This is a genomic window from Microbacterium gorillae, from assembly GCF_050990725.1.
GTDB lineage: Bacteria > Actinomycetota > Actinomycetes > Actinomycetales > Microbacteriaceae > Microbacterium > Microbacterium gorillae_A.
In genome coordinates this window covers 3,343,241-3,361,765 of sequence record NZ_CP158844.1, presented here as the reverse complement: position 1 = coordinate 3,361,765, position 18,525 = coordinate 3,343,241, and the positions used below count along the sequence as shown (strand labels likewise).

17 protein-coding genes and 1 tRNA gene are annotated in these 18,525 nt (G+C 67.5%); 6 read left to right on the top strand and 12 right to left on the bottom strand.

Annotated features, from left to right (window positions below):
- Positions 1–70: 70 nt before the first annotated feature.
- A complete protein-coding gene (locus tag ABTV68_RS15560) occupies positions 71–1,381 on the bottom strand; it encodes a DUF4032 domain-containing protein (RefSeq protein WP_433674611.1) in 1,311 nt (436 codons plus the stop codon).
- Between the two features lie 82 nt (positions 1,382–1,463).
- The gene (locus ABTV68_RS15555; RefSeq protein WP_231092177.1) at positions 1,464–2,570 is read right to left on the bottom strand and encodes an ABC transporter ATP-binding protein; all 1,107 of its coding nucleotides are present in this window, start codon (positions 2,568–2,570) and stop codon (positions 1,464–1,466) included.
- Positions 2,571–2,879: 309 nt separating this feature from the next.
- Here ABTV68_RS15555 and ABTV68_RS15550 point away from each other — a divergent pair, with 309 nt between their 5' ends.
- The 3 genes from ABTV68_RS15550 to ABTV68_RS15540 all read left to right on the top strand — a co-directional run bounded on the left by ABTV68_RS15550 (position 2,880) and on the right by ABTV68_RS15540 (position 4,691).
- Positions 2,880–3,887, top strand: coding sequence for a DsbA family protein (locus ABTV68_RS15550; RefSeq protein WP_433674610.1), 1,008 nt, complete (start codon positions 2,880–2,882; stop codon positions 3,885–3,887).
- Positions 3,888–3,923: 36 nt separating this feature from the next.
- Positions 3,924–3,996 (top strand) — tRNA-Thr (locus ABTV68_RS15545).
- 206 nt (positions 3,997–4,202) lie between these two features.
- Positions 4,203–4,691 (top strand): hypothetical protein, encoded by a 489-nt coding sequence (locus tag ABTV68_RS15540; RefSeq protein ID WP_433674609.1) that lies wholly within the window; start codon positions 4,203–4,205, stop codon positions 4,689–4,691.
- A gap of 179 nt (positions 4,692–4,870) precedes the next feature.
- On the opposite strand, the gene ABTV68_RS15535 is transcribed toward ABTV68_RS15540, so the two are convergent.
- Complete coding sequence (locus ABTV68_RS15535; protein WP_433674608.1) at positions 4,871–5,059, bottom strand: hypothetical protein; 189 nt, start codon at positions 5,057–5,059, stop codon at positions 4,871–4,873.
- Positions 5,060–5,285: 226 nt separating this feature from the next.
- Complete coding sequence (locus ABTV68_RS15530) at positions 5,286–5,918, bottom strand: hypothetical protein (RefSeq protein WP_433674607.1); 633 nt, start codon at positions 5,916–5,918, stop codon at positions 5,286–5,288.
- A gap of 181 nt (positions 5,919–6,099) precedes the next feature.
- Between ABTV68_RS15530 and ABTV68_RS15525 the strand changes: the two genes are divergently transcribed.
- Positions 6,100–8,322, top strand: a complete 2,223-nt coding sequence (locus ABTV68_RS15525; RefSeq protein WP_433674606.1) for an NADP-dependent isocitrate dehydrogenase — start codon at positions 6,100–6,102, stop codon at positions 8,320–8,322.
- A gap of 49 nt (positions 8,323–8,371) precedes the next feature.
- Here ABTV68_RS15525 and ABTV68_RS15520 read toward each other — a convergent pair whose 3' ends face one another.
- Genes ABTV68_RS15520 through ABTV68_RS15495 form a run of 6 tightly spaced genes read right to left on the bottom strand, consistent with a single transcriptional unit; the run spans position 8,372 to position 15,287 of the window.
- Positions 8,372–9,820 carry a sulfatase family protein gene (locus ABTV68_RS15520; protein ID WP_433674605.1) on the bottom strand — a complete coding sequence of 483 codons (1,449 nt, stop codon included), beginning with the start codon at positions 9,818–9,820 and terminating at the stop codon, positions 8,372–8,374.
- A gap of 37 nt (positions 9,821–9,857) precedes the next feature.
- Complete coding sequence (locus ABTV68_RS15515; RefSeq protein WP_433674604.1) at positions 9,858–11,366, bottom strand: sulfatase-like hydrolase/transferase; 1,509 nt, start codon at positions 11,364–11,366, stop codon at positions 9,858–9,860.
- Complete coding sequence (locus ABTV68_RS15510) at positions 11,363–12,397, bottom strand: aliphatic sulfonate ABC transporter substrate-binding protein (protein ID WP_433674603.1); 1,035 nt, start codon at positions 12,395–12,397, stop codon at positions 11,363–11,365. Before ABTV68_RS15510 ends, ABTV68_RS15515 begins: the two co-directional genes overlap by 4 nt.
- Positions 12,398–12,411: 14 nt before the next feature.
- Complete coding sequence (locus ABTV68_RS15505) at positions 12,412–13,203, bottom strand: ABC transporter ATP-binding protein (RefSeq protein WP_433674602.1); 792 nt, start codon at positions 13,201–13,203, stop codon at positions 12,412–12,414.
- Between the two features lies 1 nt (position 13,204).
- Complete coding sequence (locus tag ABTV68_RS15500; protein ID WP_433674601.1) at positions 13,205–14,014, bottom strand: ABC transporter permease; 810 nt, start codon at positions 14,012–14,014, stop codon at positions 13,205–13,207.
- Between the two features lie 34 nt (positions 14,015–14,048).
- Positions 14,049–15,287, bottom strand: coding sequence for an ROK family transcriptional regulator (locus ABTV68_RS15495; RefSeq protein WP_433674600.1), 1,239 nt, complete (start codon positions 15,285–15,287; stop codon positions 14,049–14,051).
- A 139-nt stretch (positions 15,288–15,426) separates the two neighbouring features.
- Between ABTV68_RS15495 and ABTV68_RS15490 the strand changes: the two genes are divergently transcribed.
- Positions 15,427–16,383, top strand: coding sequence for a DMT family transporter (locus ABTV68_RS15490; protein ID WP_433674599.1), 957 nt, complete (start codon positions 15,427–15,429; stop codon positions 16,381–16,383).
- A gap of 16 nt (positions 16,384–16,399) precedes the next feature.
- Here ABTV68_RS15490 and ABTV68_RS15485 read toward each other — a convergent pair whose 3' ends face one another.
- Positions 16,400–17,020, bottom strand: a complete 621-nt coding sequence (locus tag ABTV68_RS15485) for a nitroreductase family protein (protein ID WP_433674598.1) — start codon at positions 17,018–17,020, stop codon at positions 16,400–16,402.
- A complete protein-coding gene (gene msrB / locus ABTV68_RS15480; protein ID WP_433674597.1) occupies positions 17,017–17,442 on the bottom strand; it encodes a peptide-methionine (R)-S-oxide reductase MsrB in 426 nt (141 codons plus the stop codon). Before msrB ends, ABTV68_RS15485 begins: the two co-directional genes overlap by 4 nt.
- A gap of 84 nt (positions 17,443–17,526) precedes the next feature.
- On the opposite strand from msrB, the gene ABTV68_RS15475 reads away from it, so the two are divergent.
- Positions 17,527–18,498, top strand: a complete 972-nt coding sequence (locus ABTV68_RS15475; protein ID WP_433674596.1) for a DUF2332 domain-containing protein — start codon at positions 17,527–17,529, stop codon at positions 18,496–18,498.
- Positions 18,499–18,525: the final 27 nt, after the last annotated feature.

The following is an 18,525-nucleotide window of genomic DNA, read 5'->3' as shown; positions in this document are numbered from 1 at the left end:
GCGCCGACCCTCGGGGTCTCGCCACCGGCCCACCCCGCGCCGGGACGCAGCAGTATCGGAGACCAAGGCGTCAGACCAGGTCGCGCCAGTCGACGCCCTCGTCCTCGTCGTCATCGACGACGGATCCGGAGGACGTGATCACCGGCATCGCCAGTGTCTCCGTCGGCGGACCCATGATGGTGGCCTCGTCGCGGCGGTGGCGCAGCACGTCCTTGATGTAGCTGGAGAGCACCTCGGCCAGCGGTACCGCCTGGCCGCGTGCCTGCGACATGTACCAGCGGTGCTCCAACACCTGGTGATACACCTCGGCCGGCTCGAGCTTGGCCCGCAGATCGTACGGAATTGCCTTGATCACGGGCTCGAACACCCGCGTGAGCCACTCGTGTGCCGCCATCTCCTCGTCGGAGCCGACGCGGCTCACGCGTGCGCGGAACTCGTCGAGATCGTTGAGCAGGCGGCGGGCCTGGTTCTCCTCCACGTCCAGACCCGTCAGACGGATGAGGCGGCGCTGATGGTGCCCGGCGTCCACGACTTTCGGCTGGATGACCACACGGGACCCGTTGGCGGCGGTCTGGATGGCCATCTCGTCGATGTCGAACCCCAGTGCGTTGAGTCGCTGTACCCGCTCGGTGAGTCGCCAGGTCTCGTTCGCGCCGAACGACTCCTCGACCGTGAGCGCATCCCACAGCGAGCGGTACGAGGACACGATCCGGTCGGCGATATCGACGGCGTCCACGCCGCGTTCGAGGCGTCCACCGGCGGCGAGGTCCATGATCTCGCCGGCGATGTTGGTGCGCGCGACGTCCAGGTCGTGGTTGCGCTGCCCCTCGGTGAGACCGCCCTCGTGGAGTTCGCCGGTCTCGGCGTCGACCAGGTAGGCGGCGAAGGCGCCGGCGTCGCGACGGAACAGCGTGTTGGACAGCGAGACATCGCCCCAGAAGAAGCCGATGTTGTGCAGGCGGACGAGCAGGACGGCGAGAGCGTCGACGAGACGACCGGCCGTGTCGGGGCGGAGGACCTGTGTGAAGAGCGCGCGATACGGCATCGAGAAGCGCAGGTGTGCCGTGACGAGTGCAGCGGGGAGCGGGTTTCCGTCGTCATCGGTGCGTCCGGCGATCACGGCGACACGTTCGACACACGGCACCGCGAGACGGTGCAGGTTTCCGAGCATCTCATACTCGCGCCGCGCCATCGCCTCGGTGGTCTCCTTCACCGCGATGACGCGACCGGAGAGGTTGGCGAAGCGCACCAGGTGGCGGGAAAGGCCCTTGGGAAGGGACACGATCGCCGAGCTCGGCCAGGTGGCGAGCGAGGTGGACCAGGGCAGCTCCAGCAATCCGGGATCGACCGTGCTGGCCGTGATGGTGAGGGCTTCGGACACGGGCTCCCTTTCGCCGGGGTGAAACGCCGATGCGGCGCGGTGGATTTCTCCACCGCGCCGCATCGGTGCGGTACTTCGATTATCAGGCCGAAGCGATGGCCTTCTCGGTGAGGCGCTCGCCGGTCTCGGCGTCGAACACGTGCACGTGGCCCGGAACGGCGGCCAGCGTGACGGTGTCGCCCGCGAACGGGTGCTTGCGGCCGTCGACGCGAGCGACGATGTCGTGCTCGGCAGCGCCGTTCGCGTTCGCGCGACCGTAGAGGTAACCGTCGGCACCCAGCTCCTCGACGAGGTCGACCTGGACCTTGAGGCCCTTGTCGGTGGCGGAGCCGAGGACGAGGTCCTCGGGACGGATGCCCACGCGGACCTGCTTGCCGTTGGCCTTGGCGAGAACCTCGCGCTCGACCGGAACGATCTCGTCGCCCCAGACGATGCCACCGTCGGTGATGTCGCTGGTGAACAGGTTCATGGCCGGCGAGCCGATGAAGCCGGCGACGAACTCGTTCGAGGGACGCTCGTACAGGTCACGCGGCGTGCCGACCTGCTGGAGGAGGCCGTCCTTGAGGACCGCGATGCGGTCACCCATGGTCAGAGCCTCGGTCTGGTCGTGCGTGACGTAGACGGTGGTGACGCCCAGGCGACGCTGCAGCGACGCGATCTGGGTACGGGTCTGGACGCGGAGCTTGGCGTCGAGGTTCGACAGCGGCTCGTCCATGAGGAACACCTGGGGCTGACGCACGATGGCGCGACCCATGGCGACACGCTGACGCTGACCACCCGAGAGGGCCTTCGGCTTGCGGTTCAGGTAGTCGGTGAGGTCGAGGAGCTTGGCAGCCTCCTCAACGCGCTTGGCGCGCTCGTCCTTGCTGACGCCGGCGATCTTCAGGGCGAAGCCCATGTTCTCGGCGACGGTCATGTGCGGGTACAGAGCGTAGTTCTGGAACACCATCGCGATGTCGCGGTCCTTCGGCGGGACGTCCGTGACGTCGCGGTCGCCGATGAGAATGCGGCCGGCGTTGACCTCTTCGAGGCCGGCGAGCATTCGCAGCGAGGTGGACTTACCACAACCCGACGGGCCGACGAGGACGAGGAACTCACCGTCACCGACTTCGAGGTTGAGCTTGTCGACGGCGGGACGTGTGCCCCCCGGGTACAGACGAGTGGCCTGGTCGAAAGTTACAGACGCCATTCTGTTCTTCTCCTTCACCGGCAGGTACGTGCCGGACGATCCGTTGTGAATGAGCGACGGGGGTGAGCCGCCGTGACCCGTCGTCGGGTCGCGTTCAGTATGGCACGCGCGTCGTGATAACGCACGATTTGATCCACGATGCCGTTGTCACCGATCGCTCATGCCCCGGTCACCACATGTTTACTCATGTACGGTGGCGCTCCTCCCGCACCCCCGTCTGGGCATTTCTCAGTGTGGGTGGGTACCATCGTTTGGTTGTCGCCACGGCGACGGACCCGGGTCCTGACCGGGCGAGGAAGCGGAGACTTCATGACGAACGACGATCACAGCGAGCTGGAGAGCACCGAGCAGCGGCAGGCCGTACGTGCCAAGGCCCAGCGGGTGCAGGCTGCCCAGAAGCGATGGCGCGCGGTGCGCGTGTCGATCCTCATCGTTCTCGCTCTCGCTGTCGTCGCGGCGATCATCGTTGCCGTCACGCTTGTCGTCAGCAGCGCGGCGACGAAGCCGGCTCCTGTTCCTGCGAACGTCGTCGATGACGGCGTCCAGATCGGCGCCTCTGCGGTGAACCTGCCGACCTCTGCCGGCAACGGAACCCTCACGCCCACGTCGGCCCCGTCCACCGCTGCTCCGACCACCGCTCCCGTCTCGGTGGTCATCTACTCCGACTACCTCGACGCGAAGGCCGCCACGTTCCAGACCGCGAACGCCCGCCAGCTGGCGCAGCTGGTCAGCGACGGCGCGATCACGCTGAGCTATCACCCACTCGCCACCCTCGCGCACAAGTCGAACGGCACCAAGTACTCGCTGCGGGCTTCGGGCGCGGCGGCCTGCGTGGCCAGCTACGCCCCGGACCTCTTCTTCGCGTACAGCTACGAGCTCATGCTCAAGCAGCCTGGTCTCGACGACGACGGTCCCACCGATGAGGATCTCGCCGACCTCGCCATCGCGCTCGGCATCGCGAACCAGGACGGCCTGCGTACCTGCATCGCGAACGCGACGTACGAGCCCTGGGTCAAGTCCGCGACGGAGCGTGCTGTCGAGGGCCCGCTGCCCGGCACGAAGGCCGCGATCGGCGAGCTGCCCCTCGTGCTGATCAACGGCGTTCCGTACGTCGGCTCGCTCGATCAGCCCGCCGAGCTGCTGCAGGCAGTGATGGCCGCCGAGTCGAAGGCCTACTTCGAGACCGCGAGCCCGTCGCCGTCCGCCACGGTGACGCCGACTCCGGAGCCCACTCCGGCACCGGAGGCCACGCCCGCGACGGAGGCCACTCCGGCGACCGAGACCACTCCGCCGACCGAGACCACCCCCGCCGGATGACACCGGTCGCGATGAGCCGATAGGCTGGTCGCACCCGCCGACTTGGCGCAATTGGTAGCGCACCCGACTTGTAATCGGGCGGTTACGGGTTCAAGTCCCGTAGTCGGCTCAAGTTCGAAGGCCCCGCCTCCCCTATAAAACACTGGGGAGGTGGGGCCTTCGTCATGTCTGCTGAACGAGTTCTGCCCAGCTTTTTGCCCACACTTTTGGTCTCCGTGCGCCTGGTTCTCCTGCCCTGCCAGGTAGGCATCGGGTCGCAGAGGCAGGACAATACTCGGACGGCATACCGACGGCACAGGGGAGCGAGGAGCTGCGATGAAACCGATCTCCGGCACCTATGTCGTGGACAACCCGGGTGGCCCCGAGATCGCAACAGCGGAGACCCAAGCGGCGATCGACGCGACCGGCGGTGCGCATCTTGTGTTCGATCCCGTGGGCGAACCGGCGCGTGCGCGGGCACGGGACATCATCTTCGACGAGCTCTGGTGGATCGAAGTGGTCCTTGACGAGCAGGACGAGCCGACGAGCATCTTCCTACTCTGCACGTCGATGCACATCGGGTGTGGTGCGATTCGTGGAACCCTGACGCGGTCGGAATCGTCGGGCGCTGACGGCCGAGTCCACTGGCGCATCGAGATTCCGTCGGAGTCAGTCACCGCGCCGCCGCTGTATGGCCCGGATACCGTTCCGGAACGCAACGTGTGGCGTGGCGGCCGGGCGGAGGCGGTGGTGACGCGGCGCGCGGACAACGTCGTGGAGGCGATCGACATTTCGATTGCCGTGCCGTCGGGAGCACCGCGATGACTGCACAGCGCTGGGAGCACGAGACTCGATTGCACGCCTGACATGAGCGCCCCACAGAGTGAGCTACGCGCAGATCAGGGCTCGGGGGCGTAGATGTGGAAGCGTTCGATGACCTTCACGCCGTCGCCGAGCTCCGCTTGGATGAGGCGCACGAGTTCGTCACCTTCGGCGATCCATTCTCACCCCATCTCCGCCGTGGACCAGCGGATCTCGGTCATCGGATTCAGGTCGTTCTCCCACACCTGATTCCACTGCGCGAACCGGGCCTTCAACTCTGGGCTGAGTGTTTCCGGCACGCGCTCACCTCCAAACCACTCGGGGAACAAGTAGTAGACGTTTCCCTCGGGAGGCCTGACGGGGTCTGTCATGCGCACGATGATAGGCCTCGGTCCAGGGCGGCAGCCGCAACGGCGTCTCGGGTGCACGAGGGAGCTACGTGCTGAAACTAGGGCTCCGTTGCGAATGTAGGACGGCTGGCCCAGCGTCGTCCTACATTCGCGACACAGACCTATTCTCGTGTCCGCCCGCCGGTCGGCGTTGAGTCGGAACCGGGGCAGACCGACACGCTCCGCGGTTCATGCACCCGGACGTCGCTCACAGCGGCCGGTCGCGCAGCAGGAACCAGTGGTCGGCGATCTCCCGGAGCCGGATCACATCCGCCGCCGGCCATCGGTACGCCTCGGCGAGCTTCATCGCGCGCCACCACGTGCGTGCGTGCCGACCCGCCACCGCGTACCCTGCCGTTCCCGACGTGGGGGGCGCGGTCACCGTCTCGTTGCTGCGCGGATCCGTCGGGTGCAGGCCGATTCCCGCGGTCCGGGCGAGCGTGCAGAGCCACACGTAGTCGGGGTCGGCAGCGAACGGGGCACGTCGGCGGGACTCCCGCTCGAACGCCGCGGCGCGAGCGAGCCGATCGGCCTCGGCAGCGGCGCGGCGGATCGCCTCCTCGCGACCGAAGTGCTCCCGCCAGTGCATGGCATCGTCGATCTCGGACAGCATCGCGAGGCGCGCGACCGGAGCCAGGTCGGGCGACAGGACATCCGGATGCTCAGGAAGGGCGACGACCACGCCTGGCATCAGCCCCTGCGGCGTCTGCACAAAGACCCGCAGTCCCGTCGTCGGGGGAGTGTCGAGGGCCCAGACATAGATGGACGCGCGGCCCAGCGGTTCAGCGTCCGCCAGATCACAGGGTGCGACGGACACGCAGACGACCGCGTCCTCCGCCATCACATTCTCCCGATGTTCCAGCACCGACCCGCGCCGTGCTCCGGGACGACAGTACCGGCCACTGCCGACAACGGAGCGGTCGGGGACAAGCCGCGGGCACGAGCGGCGCGCTGGCATAGAATCGAAACGGTGGGTTCTGCCCACCTCACCGCTGCCGTACCGCTGAGGGAGACGCCTGTTCATGGCAAATATCATCTACACCCACACCGATGAGGCGCCGATGCTGGCGACCCACTCGTTCCTGCCGATGGTCGAGGCCTTCGCCTCCCAGGCGGGCATCGACGTGGAGACGCGGGACATCTCGCTGTCGGGGCGCATCATCGCAGCGTTTCCGGAGTTCCTGACGCAGGAGCAGCAGATCGGCGACGCACTGGCCGAGCTCGGTGAGCTCGCCAAGACGGCGGACGCGAACATCGTCAAGCTCCCCAACATCTCCGCCTCGGTGCCGCAGCTGAAGGCGGCCATCGCCGAGCTGCAGGCGCAGGGCTACAATCTGCCCGACTACCCCGACGCCGCCGAGAGCGACGCCGACAAGGACATCCAGGCGCGCTACGACCGCATCAAGGGCTCTGCTGTGAACCCGGTGCTCCGCGAAGGCAACTCGGACCGTCGCGCACCCCTGTCGGTGAAGAGCTACGCGCAGAAGCACCCGCACCGCATGGGAGCGTGGAGCAGCGACTCCAAGACCAACGTGGCGACGATGGGCGAGGGCGACTTCTTCAGCAACGAGCAGTCGGTCACCCTCCCGGCAGCAGACACCCTGGAGATTCGTTTCGTCGCCGAAGACGGCACCACTTCCGTGCTCAAGAGCGGCCTGTCGGTCCTCGAAGGCGAGGTCGTCGACGGCACCGTCATGAGCCTGTCTGCCCTGGACGCGTTCCTCGCGGCGCAGGTCGCTCGCGCCAAGGAGGAGGGCGTGCTGTTCTCCGCCCACCTGAAGGCCACGATGATGAAGGTCTCCGACCCGATCATCTTCGGTCGCGTGGTGCGTGCCTACTTCTCGGAGCTGTTCGACACGTACGGCGACCAGCTCGCCGCTGCCGGTCTCTCCGAGAACAACGGTCTCGCTGCGATCATCGGCGGCCTCGACGCTCTGCCGGCCGACGTGGCCGACGGCGTGCGCGCTCTCATCGAGAAGGGCCTGCAGGAGGGTCCCGCGCTCGCGATGGTCGACTCGGCCAAGGGCATCACCAACCTCCACGTTCCGAGCGACGTGATCGTCGACGCCTCGATGCCGGCGATGATCCGCGACTCGGGCAAGATGTGGAACCGCGCGGGCGAGCGTCAGGACACCCTCGCGGTCATCCCCGACGCCTCCTACGCCGGTGTCTACCAGGCCGTGATCGACGACTGCCGCGCCAACGGCGCCTACGACCCGGCCACCATGGGCGACGTCCCCAACGTCGGGCTCATGGCGCAGAAGGCCGAGGAATACGGCTCGCACGACAAGACCTTCCAGCTGGCGGCCGCCGGTCGCGTCCAGGTCGTGAACAGCGCCGGCGACGTGCTGATCGAGCACGCCGTCGGTGCGGGCGACATCTGGCGCGCCTGCCAGACCAAGGACGTCCCGATCCGCAACTGGGTGGAGCTGGCCGTCGAACGCGCCCGCGACTCGCAGACCCCCGCCGTGTTCTGGCTTGACGAGAACCGCGCCCACGACGCGCAGCTGATCGCCAAGGTCAAGACCTACCTCGCCGACCTCGACACCGACGGTCTCACCATCGAGATCATGTCGCCGGTCGACGCCACGAAGTACTCGATCGAGCGCATCCGCCGCGGCGAGAACACCATCTCGGTCACCGGCAACGTGCTGCGCGACTACAACACCGACCTGTTCCCGATCCTCGAGCTCGGCACCTCCGCCAAGATGCTGTCGGTGGTCCCGCTGCTCGCCGGTGGCGGCCTGTTCGAGACCGGTGCCGGTGGCTCCGCGCCCAAGCACGTGCAGCAGGTGCAGGAGGAGAACCACCTGCGCTGGGACTCGCTCGGTGAGTTCCTCGCACTCGCTGTCTCCTTCGAGAAGAACGCGAAGCAGAACGACAACCCGAAGGCGAAGATCCTCGGCGTCACGCTGGACGAGGCCACCGGTCGCTTCCTCGACGAGGACAAGTCGCCGTCGCGTTCCGCGGGCGAGCTGGACAACCGCGGCAGCCACTACTACCTGGTGCGCTACTGGGCTGAGGCCCTCGCGGCGCAGTCCGACGATGCCGACCTGGCTGCGGCGTTCGCACCGGTCGCCTCCGCGCTGGTCGCCAACGAGGACGTCATCATCTCGGAGCTCAACGGTGTGCAGGGCTCGCCGGTGGACCTCGGTGGCTACTACCACCCGGACGAGGCGAAGGTCTTCGCCGTCATGCGCCCGTCGGCGACACTGAACGGCATCATCGACGGCCTGCGCGGCTGATCAGAAAAAGGGCCGGGCTCCGCGCATTCGCGGGCCCGGCCCTTTGTGTTCAGACGCCGTCGGGAACGGGTTGGAGCGGGTGCGGCGCGTCTCCCACTGCTGCCTGCGCACGCCACATCTCGACTTTCAGACGCTCACGGATCTCGAGATACGCCGGGTCGTTGTAGACATTGCGCACCTCGGTCGGATCCGACTCCAGATCGTAGAGCTCCCAGTCCGTCGGATACTGCGCCCCGCTCGTGCCCGGCAGGCCGAATCCGTCGTTGTAGAAGAAGATCAGCTTGTAGCGGGCGTCGCGGTAGCCGTAGTGCGCCGGTGCCATGTGGTTGTGATCGTCGTTCTCCCAGTAGCGGTAGTACATGCCTGCGCTCGGCGGGGCACTCGGGTGATTGGGAGAGATGTCGCCGGCGAAACTGCGACCCTGCATCCGCTCGTGCGACGCCACGCCGGCGAACGCGAGGATCGACTGCGCGAAATCCACGTTGGTGACGATCCCGTCGTGCGCCTGACCAGCGGCGATCGCGCGCGGATAGCTCATCACCAACGGCATGCGCAGCGACTCCTCGTACATGAACCTCTTGTCGAACCATCCGTGGTCGCCGAGGAAGAAGCCCTGATCGGAGGCGTACATCAGCAGGGTGTCGTCGAAATCCCCGCGCTCGCGCAGCCAATCGATGACCTCGCCGACCGCGTCATCCACGCTGGCAACACAGCGCAGATAGTCCTCCATGTAGCGCTGGTACTTCCACAGGCCCTCCTCCTCATAGCTCAGCCCCTCCGGAGGCATCTGCTTGAGGTCGGTGAGGGTGAGATGGTCAGCGACGCGCATCGCCGAGCGTCGAGCCGAAGCCGACCGCGTCGCGTAGTCGTCGTCCCAGGTGACGGGGACGGGGATCGGCGCCGAGTAGTCCTCCCGATGAACGTCGTCGGGCTCCCACGGCCGATGCGGTGCCTTGTGATAGATCAGCACACACCACGGATCATCGGTGTCGAGCGAGTCGACCCATTCGGTTGCGAGCCGGGTGATGATCCGCGTGGCATATCCCTCCTCGACCCGCTCGCCATCGGCGGACAGGAACAGCGGGTTCCAGTACTCGCCCTGGCCCTCTTGCCCGACCAGCACGTCCCAGTAGTCGAACGCCTGCGGGTCGTGTCCGTCGCCGTGCCCCATATGCCACTTGCCGACGATCGCCGTACGATATCCCGCCGCCTTCAGCTGCGACACGAACGTCGGCTGTGACGCATCGATCGGGGTGACGAGGGTGGTCACCCCGTTCACGTGGCTGTAGGTCCCCGTAAGGATCGATGCTCGGCTGGGCGAGCACAGCGCATTGGTCACGAAGCAGTTCGTGAACAGCACGCCCGCGCGGGCGATCTCATCGATGCGCGGCGTCGTGTTCACCACGGATCCGTAGGCGCCGATCGCGTGGGCGGCGTGGTCGTCCGTGAGGATCATCACGATGTTCGGCCGACGCGGTGTGGTCGTGGTCTCGGTCATGCGCTGTGGTCCTTTCCGACCCGTGTGGTGCGATGGGTCATGACGCGCTCGGCTGGTACGTCTCGTTGTCGAGCACCGACTGACTGGGGTCATAATCCAGCCCGCCGACGTCGTACATCGCGGTCATCCAGTGATAGAAGTTGTCGCCGCGCTCGCGCAGCAACTGGTACAGGCGCGTCAGCAGCTGGGTGCGCAGCGGTGCGTTCTCCGCCAGCTCGTACACGTTCTGGAGCTCGTGCGGATCGCGTTCGAGGTCATACAGCTCGTTCACTGAATCCGGGTTGACCACCAGCTTGTAACGACGGGTACGCAGCATGCGCTGCGGGTACGGGAAGTGGTGTCCGTGGAACTCGCACACGATGTCCTCCTGCCACGCAACCTCGTCACCAGCCACGAGCGGCAGCAGTGAACGCGAATCGACGGCCCCGGAGGTGTCCAGCCCGGCAAGGTCGAGGATCGTCGCGGTGCAGTCGGTGAGGCTCACGAACTCGTCACGCACGACCCCCTCGGGTGCACCGGGAACGCGGATGATCCCCGGTGTGCGGTAGATGTCCTCATACATCGCCGGGCCCTTGTCATGCAGGCGATGCGCGCCGGTGAACTCGCCGTGATCGCACGTGAAGAACACCGCGGTCTCGTCTGCCAGCCCGAGGCGCTCCACGGCTGCGATCACCCGGCCGATCTCATGATCGATCATGGCGACGTAGCCGTGGTAGACGGCGATCAGCTTGCGCGACTGCGCCTCGGTCATGGTGTCGAAACCCCAGTGCGCGGAGTAGTTCTGCTGCACCGGCGGCTTGCCATGGAAGTTCTCCGTGGCCGACACCGGCAGCTCGACGGTGTCAGGGTCGACCAGGTCGAAGTACTTGTCCGGCACGATGTAGGGCAGGTGTGGACCGAAGAAGTGCAGTGCGACGAAGAAGGGCCGCTCGCCGCTACGGAACTCGTCCGCGTAGCGCTCGATCATCTGGATGGTGCGCGTCGCGAGGTAGTGCTCGAACGTGGCCTCCAACGGCTGCTGCAGTCGAGCCGCGAGCAGGTTGCCGGGTCCGCCGTTGGGGAGCACTCCCCGGATACGGTCGGTGATGCGATAGGGCGGCAGGCCCTCCTCGGCGAGGTAGGCCAGGTAATCGGGGTGCTCGACGTCGTTGTGCCAGCCATCGATCGGGATTCCCTCGAATCCGTAGTCGCTCGCCAGCCGCTCCGTTCCCGCGTGCCACTTGCCGAGCAGCCCGACGTTGTAGCCAGCCCCGCGCAGCTGCTCAGAGAACGTGAACGTGTGGTCGGGGAGGTCTTCGATGTAGCCCACGTTGCGCTCGTGGTTGGCGAGCACCTTGTGGCGGAACGGAGCCTGCCCGGTGAGCAGGCTCGCCCGCGATGGGGTGCAGATCGCGGTAGGGGTGTACCAGCTGTCGAACCGGGCACCCGTGGCTGCGAGACGGTCCAGCGCCGGGGTGGGGACACGCTGAGCGCCGTAGGCGCCCAGCGTGTCCACCCGGTGCTGGTCCGTCATCAGGAACAGCATGTTGCGCGGTGTCGTGGTCACTTGCCCGCGCCCGTGAAGAGTGCGGAGTCGTAGTACGCCGACGGCTCCAGCGCCGTGGCGTCGAGCTTTCCGGAGTCGGTGAAGTAGTCATTCATCGCGGTGAGCCAGGTCTCGGCGGTGCCGTCAGTGCTCAGCGTCTCGAGCTCTGTGGTGGACATGAGCTTCACGTTGGCCGCATCGGCCTTCACGGTTTCGACATCGAGAGCCAGGAACTTCGCGACGAGCTCGATGGTCTCATCCGTGTTGTCGTAGCGCCACTGGTTGGCCTCTTTCAACGCCGCCACCACGCGCTCGGCCATCTCCGGGTTCTTCTCGATGACGTCGGGTCCCGCCACGAACGACGACGGGAAGGCCATCTGGTCCTCGAAGTCCGAATTCTGGGCCAGCTCGACGAGATCCGGCACCTGCTTCTTCAGGGTCCCGATCGCGGGGTACCAGAGGCCGGCGGCATCCACCTGCCCGGAGCCGAACGCGGTGACCACCGCGGCGGGGTCCATGGGGATGACGGTGACGTCCGACTTGGTCATCCCCGCCTCCTCGAGCGCCAGGGTGAGGATCATGTCGCCGGAGGTGCCCTCCGGCACCGCCACGTTCTTGCCCTTCAGATCCTCGATCTTCGTGATGCCGGGCTGCGCGATCACACGATCGGCCTGGCCGAGCGAGTTGATCATCACCATGGTGGCCTTGCCCGATGCGGGCAGCCAGACGGCGCCGGGTCCGATGTAGCCGAAGTCGAGGTCACCGGTGCCCATCGCCTGGATCTGGAGGGGGCCGTTGGTGAACACGACCGGATTGACGGCGAGGCCGTGCTTGGCCCAGATGCCCTGGTCCTCGGCGACGGCGAGCAGGCTCGTGCCGTTGAAGTCTCCGATGTAGCCGAAGTTCACATCGATCGTCTCCAGCGGGGCATCCGCCGATCCGCTGCCGCCCGCGGGCGCAGGGGAGGCCGCGCCGCCCGTGCATCCTGTGGCCATGAGGGCGACCGACGCGGCGAGCGCGAGCGCGCCGAGGAACCTGTTCGTGATTCGCATGATCTCTCTTCCGATCAGACCGCGGGGGCGGTCGGGTTCTGGTGGTAGACGGCTCGCCACACGCGGTTGCGCAGCTCGGCGAACTCGGGACTGAGACGCACGGACTCGTCTCGGGGGTAGGGGAGATCGACGTCGATCACCTCGTGGATGCGTCCGGGACGTGCCGCCATCACCACGACACGGTTGGCGAGGATGACGGCCTCGTCCACGTCGTGCGTGATGAACATCACGGTGCGCTTGTCCTGGTTCCAGGTGTCCAGCAGCTGCTCCTGCAGACGCACCCGGGTGAGGGCATCCAGGGCGCCGAACGGCTCGTCCATCAGCAGCAGCGAAGGGTTCACCGCGTAGGCGCGCGCGATCGCGCAACGCTGCTTCATCCCGCCGGAGAGCATCTTCGGCAGCGCGTCGGCGAACTGCTCCAGACCGACGAGGCGGATGTAGTGCTCGGCGCGCTCGCGGCGCTCCGCCGCCGGGACCTTCGCGACGCGGAGCCCGAACTCGACGTTCTTGCGGACAGTGAGCCACGGGAACAGCGCGTACTGCTGGAAGATCATCCCGCGGTCGGGACCGGGGCCGCGCACCGGGACGCCGTCGACGAAGGCGCCGCCACCGGACGGCGTCTCCAGTCCCGCGAGGATGTTCATGAGCGTGGACTTGCCACAGCCGGATGGGCCAACCACGGTGATGAACTCGTTGTCGCCCACGTCGAGGGAGACATGATCGAGCGCGACGAAGTCGTCGTCCTTCAGCGGGTAGACGCGGCTGACGTCCTGGACGCTGATCTTGGGGGTGGGGAGGGTCGTCATATCAGCGGCGCTCCTGCCATGAGGTGAGCTTCTTCTCGGCGGCGAGCAGGAGCCGGTCCATGACCAGGCCGAGAACGCCGATGATGATGATCCCGACGAAGATCGACGGGAGGTCGTAGAACAGCTGGCCCTGCTGCATGCGATAGCCGAGGCCGACGGATGCACCCAGCAGTTCGGCCGCCACGAGCGTGGCCCACGCGGAGCCGAGCCCCACGCGCATGCCGACGAGGATGAAGGGCACCGACGCGGGAATCACGACCCGCAGGAAGATGGTCGCGTCATTCGCGCCCAGGACGCGAGCGGCATTGATGAGGGTGCGATCAACGCTCACGACGCCCTGGAACGTGGAGATCACGCAACCCAGGAACGAGGCGAGGAAGATGACGAAGATCTTCGGGACCTCACCGATGCCGAGGAGCACGATCACCAGCGGGAGCAGCGCCAGGGGCGGAATGGTCCGGAAGAACTGGATCCACGGTTCCATCAGTCCCCGGGCGATCGGGTACCAGCCCATCAGGAAACCGACCGGAATCGCGACGAGCGAACCGAGGATGAAGCCGCTCAGCACGCGCATGAGCGACATGCCGACGTCCTTGTACAGGGCGCCGTTCTCCGCGAGGGCGAGACCCTTGGCCACCACCTCGGGCGGGGTCGGCAGCTGGAACCCGGCGAGGGCGAGGATCCACCAGATCCCGATACCGCCGATCACCGACACAGAGCCGAGGATCAGCGATCGGGCGGAGAGGGAGCGCGGCCGCGCGCGGCGCCGGGATCGGATGGTGATGGATCGCGTCGACTCCAGCGCGGTCATCGCGGCGCTCCGGTACAGGCGGGGACGGTGCAGGTCATATCGCGCTCCTTCGCGCTCGGGGTGACAGGGGATGATCGTGGTCGTCGCGGGACGGCTGGGCGGGATAGGCGGCCAGCAGGGGCGACTGATGGAAGAGGGCGAGGACGGCGCCGAGCGCGCCGTCTTCGTCCCCGCCGTGAGCGGCGCGGATCTCCGGACTCGATTCGATGACGGGGAAGAGCTCGAAGTGCAGCGTGTCGGCGGCCGCGCGCAGCAGGGTCGGGGCGGCCGCAACGATGTCGCCGCCGATGATGATCTGGGCCGGATTGAGCGCGATCGCAGGGCCGGCGAGGGCGCGTCCCACCGCCGCTCCCGCGTTTCGCAACACCTCGTCAACCACGGGGTCCCGTCGCTCGATGTGAGGCACGAGCTGCGCGAGGGACGCGACATCGTGACCGCGCCCGCGGCACGCAGCCAGGATCGCGGGCAGGCTCGCCACGGCCTCCATGCAGCCGTGCTTGCCGCATCGACAGGCGGGACCGCTGTCGACGACACGGACGTGTCCGACCTCGCCGGCGAGGCCGGCGGACCCCGTCACGAGCCGGCCGCCGACGATGACACCGCCACCGACTCCCTCGCCCAGGCGAACGTAGATGATGTCCTGACCCTCACCGGGCGCCCACGTCGCCTCGGCCAATGCGGCGAAGCGGGTGTTGTTGTCGATCAGCAGCGGAACGGCGTACCGGTCGGCGAAGGCGCGGCGCACCTCCTCGCCGGCGGGGGAGCGGCCCCATCCGGCGGGCACATCCAATCCCTGCTGCGCGACGGGGCCGGGCACACCGATGCCGATGGCCTGGAGGTTGCCGAGATGAAGATCGGCGTCGGAAAGGACCTGGTCGACCAGCGCGAACGCGATGTCGAGGCGCTCGTCCCACGCGGTGGTGTCGAACGACGCCGAGCCGGATCCGACCACCTCGTGGGATGCGTCGGCGATCACCACCTGGACTCGGCGATGCGTGAACTCCACGCCGATGAACTGTCCGGCGCGCGGGTCGAGAGCCAGGCGCTCGGCCGGACGGCCACTGCCATGCCGCCCGGCGGCGTCGGTGTCGACGACGACGACGGCACGACGCGACAGCAGAGCCGCGGCCACGCCGGACATCGTCGTGCGCGAGAGGCCGAGGGCGTCGGCGAGCTCCCCGCGGGTCAGCGCTCCGTGCGAGCGCAGCAGCTGCATCGCACGTTCCTCGTGCGTGGCTGCGGTGATGGGATGCACTCCATTGGGCTGTTGCACATGGCCACGCTAGGGAGCCGGAATTTTTCCGTCAATGGACCGATAAAAAGATTCTTGTGTTCTTTCGGAGAGCGGTTGAATCCGACGCCGGAATGTCGCGCCGGCCGCCCCGCGCTCGCCGTTCGCGTAGCGTTGTCGGGTGACATCCTCCACCCGTCCTCGCCTGCCGCTGTGGCTCGCCATCGCGGGTGCCGTGTTCATCGGAACCCTCACGGCGATTCAGGCTCGAGTGAACGGCCTGCTCGGAGCGCGCCTGGAGGACGGATTCGTCGCCGCGGCCATCTCGTTCGGCTCAGGCCTGGTCCTCATGATCGTGATCTCTCTGATCCTGCCCGAGGGGCGACGCGGCTTTCGGACCCTGGCCGGAGGCCTGCGCGACCGCACGATTCCGATATGGATGATTCTCGGCGGCCTCGCCGGCGCGCTCACCGTGTCCACCCAGGGCCTGACTGCCGCGATCATCGGAGTTTCGTTGTTCACCGTGGGGGTGATCGCGGGACAGGCGCTGTGCGGCCTGGTGATCGATCGCATGGGGTTCGGGCCCGCGGGAGTCGTCGCGCTCAGCCTCGGACGTATCGGCGGCGCCGTGCTCGCCTTGGCGGCCGTGGCGGTATCACTCGGGGGCGATGCCCTCAGTCGGGTGCCGTTGTGGATGCTCGTCATGCCGTTCGCCGCGGGCGTCGGAATCGCATGGCAGCAGGCGGTCAACGGCCGACTGCGCGCTCAGGTCGGAACGCCGCTCACGGCCACCCTCGTCAATTTCATCGGCGGCACCGCGGCGCTCGTGCTGGCGGCCGTGATCGCCGTCATCGTGATGGGGCCGACGGAGCCCTGGCCCACCGATCCCTGGCTGTATCTGGGCGGCACGATGGGAGTGATCTACATCTTCCTCAGCGCGGCGATCGTCGCACGCACCGGGGTGCTGCTGCTGGGTCTGGGCAGTGTGGTGGGCCAGATTCTGACGTCGGTCGTCATCGACCTGATCTGGCCGGTGCCCGGCGCGGGGTGGGCCTGGCAGGCGGTGACGATGGTGATCCTGGCGCTGTCGTCGGTCATCGTGGCCGCCGTGCCGTGGGGCCGTCGCGCGCGCCGGTAAGACGCGCGCGACGCCGTCACTTCTTCTTCGACTTCTTCTTTTTCTTCTTGCACTTCTTCGACGACTTGGCGGGCGTGGCGGCCTTCGCGATGGCGCCACCGGAGCCCGTGGGCATCGACGACAGGAACGATGCGGCATCGATCGGACGACGCGTCCGGAGTCGCTCATCCGGCTTTCCGCCGACGTACAACCACCCCAGCAGCTGCTCACCCGAGCGCAGCCCGTGCGCCTTGGCGACGGCCTTGGAGCGCGTGTAGCCGCCGGTGCGCCAGATGACGCCCCAGCCGGCTTCGTCCAGCAGCAGGCTCAGCATGTGGGCGACGCCCGAGGCTACGGCCTCTTGCTCCCACGCGGGAACCTTCCCGCTGGGCTTCTCGGAGAAGACCACGGCGATCAGCAGCGGAGCCCGCAACGGCTTGGTGGAGACGCCGTCATGCCCGTCCGCCTTGTGAATGGCGCGGCCCAGACGCACGCGGTCCTCACCACGCAGCTCGATGAGCCGCCACGGCTGGAGGTTGGAGTGATCCGCCACGCGGCCGGCCGCCTCGATGAGGCGAACCAGCTCGGCGCGATCGGGCGCGGCATCGGTCACCTTCGAGGCGGATCGGCGGCGCAGCGCCGCCTCGTATGCGCTCACTCGGCTTCCGGCGTGAACGACAGAGCGAGGGAGTTCATGCAGTAGCGGTCGCCGGTGGGCGTGCCGAAGCCGTCGGGGAAGACATGACCGAGATGCGATCCGCAGGTGGCGCAGCGGACCTCGGTGCGCACCATTCCCAGTGATGTGTCCTCGATGAGCTCCACGGCTTCCGGGCGCACCGACTCGTAGAAGCTCGGCCATCCGCAGCCGGAGTCGAACTTCGTTCCGCTCTGGAACAGCTCGGCACCACAGGCGCCACAGGTGTAGAGGCCGGCACGGTGTTCATCCAGCAGCTCGCCGGTCCAGGCGCGCTCGGTTGCGGCCTCTCGCAGCACGGCGAAGCGTGCCGGATCCAGCTCCTCGCGCCACTCCTGCTGGGACTTGTTCACGGTGTACGACGCGTTGTTCTCGCTGTGCGACATGTGTCCTCCTGGTTTCACTCCATTCAACACCGCTGACCCGTCTCCTGTTCCGTGCGCACCTGTGTGCTGGGGGAGAATGAGCGGGTGACGGTCTCGGACGTGCAGGAGCGCTACGCCAGGTTCGCGCGCGAGGACGCACCCGGTCGCAGCGAGGTATATGAACGCTGGGCGCGGGCCGTCGCCCAGGACTCTGCGCTGGCTGCGGTCATCGCCACGCTGCCGGAGCAGCGCCGTCAGCCTCCGCTGGTGTTCGCGCTGGTGCGTGTTCTCGGGGCGAGGGAGAGCACTGACGATCTCACCGCGGTGCTGCGGACCAAGAGCGCCGAGCTGAGGGAGCTTGCCGAGCGACGCTCAGTGCAGACCAACGAACCCCTGCGCTGTGCCGCGCTGCTGCCGGCGCTGGCGCGGATCGAGGGTCCCATCGCGCTGCTGGAGCTCGGCGCTGCGGCCGGCCTCTGTCTCTTCCCGGATCGCTACGCCTACCGATTCGCCACTCGCGACGGCACAGCGATCGCGGGGGACAGTTCCAGCGCTGTCGTCCTGACGAGCGAGTGGCGTTCATCCGGGCCCGTGCCGCAGCAGGTTCCGACGATCGGCTGGCGCGCCGGCGTTGACCGGGATCCTCTGAACGCGCAGGACCCGGAGGATCGTGCGTGGCTCACCGCGCTGGTGTGGCCCGGGGAGACAGGACGGACGGAGCGAATCGACGCGGCGCTGGACGTGGCAGCGATGGATCCTCCGGTGCTGCACGCGTTCGATCTTGCAGTCGACGGGCCCGCGGCCATCTCGGCGCTCCTCGCCGCGGTGCCGGCCGGGCTCAGTCCCGTGATCTCGACCCCGGGCATCCTGCCGTTCCTTCCGCGAGCCGCCCGCGCCGAGCTGATCGATGCGATCCGGGCGTCGGGAGCGCGATGGATCACGATGGATGCCCCCGGCCTTCACGCGGCGTGGACCACGCCGGTGTCGGGGATCGATGACGGGTTCGCGCTGGCGCTCGACGCCCGCGTGATCGCGGAGGTCGATCCGCTCGGTCGGTGGGTGCGGATGCTGGACTGAATGTCCGAACCCCCGCCTAGCGTGGGT

Bases quoted from the DNA above. Each gene is read 5' to 3' on its own strand.
- ABTV68_RS15555 (WP_231092177.1), bottom strand. From the start codon at position 2,570: ATGGCGTCTGTAACTTTCGACCAGGCCACTCGTCTGTACCCGGGGGGC.
- ABTV68_RS15550 (WP_433674610.1), top strand. From the start codon at position 2,880: ATGACGAACGACGATCACAGCGAGCTGGAGAGCACCGAGCAGCGGCAG.
- ABTV68_RS15540 (WP_433674609.1), top strand. From the start codon at position 4,203: ATGAAACCGATCTCCGGCACCTATGTCGTGGACAACCCGGGTGGCCCC.
- ABTV68_RS15535 (WP_433674608.1), bottom strand. From the start codon at position 5,059: ATGACAGACCCCGTCAGGCCTCCCGAGGGAAACGTCTACTACTTGTTC.
- ABTV68_RS15530 (WP_433674607.1), bottom strand. From the start codon at position 5,918: ATGGCGGAGGACGCGGTCGTCTGCGTGTCCGTCGCACCCTGTGATCTG.
- ABTV68_RS15525 (WP_433674606.1), top strand. From the start codon at position 6,100: ATGGCAAATATCATCTACACCCACACCGATGAGGCGCCGATGCTGGCG.
- ABTV68_RS15520 (WP_433674605.1), bottom strand. From the start codon at position 9,820: ATGACCGAGACCACGACCACACCGCGTCGGCCGAACATCGTGATGATC.
- ABTV68_RS15510 (WP_433674603.1), bottom strand. From the start codon at position 12,397: ATGCGAATCACGAACAGGTTCCTCGGCGCGCTCGCGCTCGCCGCGTCG.
- ABTV68_RS15505 (WP_433674602.1), bottom strand. From the start codon at position 13,203: ATGACGACCCTCCCCACCCCCAAGATCAGCGTCCAGGACGTCAGCCGC.
- ABTV68_RS15500 (WP_433674601.1), bottom strand. From the start codon at position 14,014: ATGACCGCGCTGGAGTCGACGCGATCCATCACCATCCGATCCCGGCGC.
- msrB (WP_433674597.1), bottom strand. From the start codon at position 17,442: ATGTCGCACAGCGAGAACAACGCGTCGTACACCGTGAACAAGTCCCAG.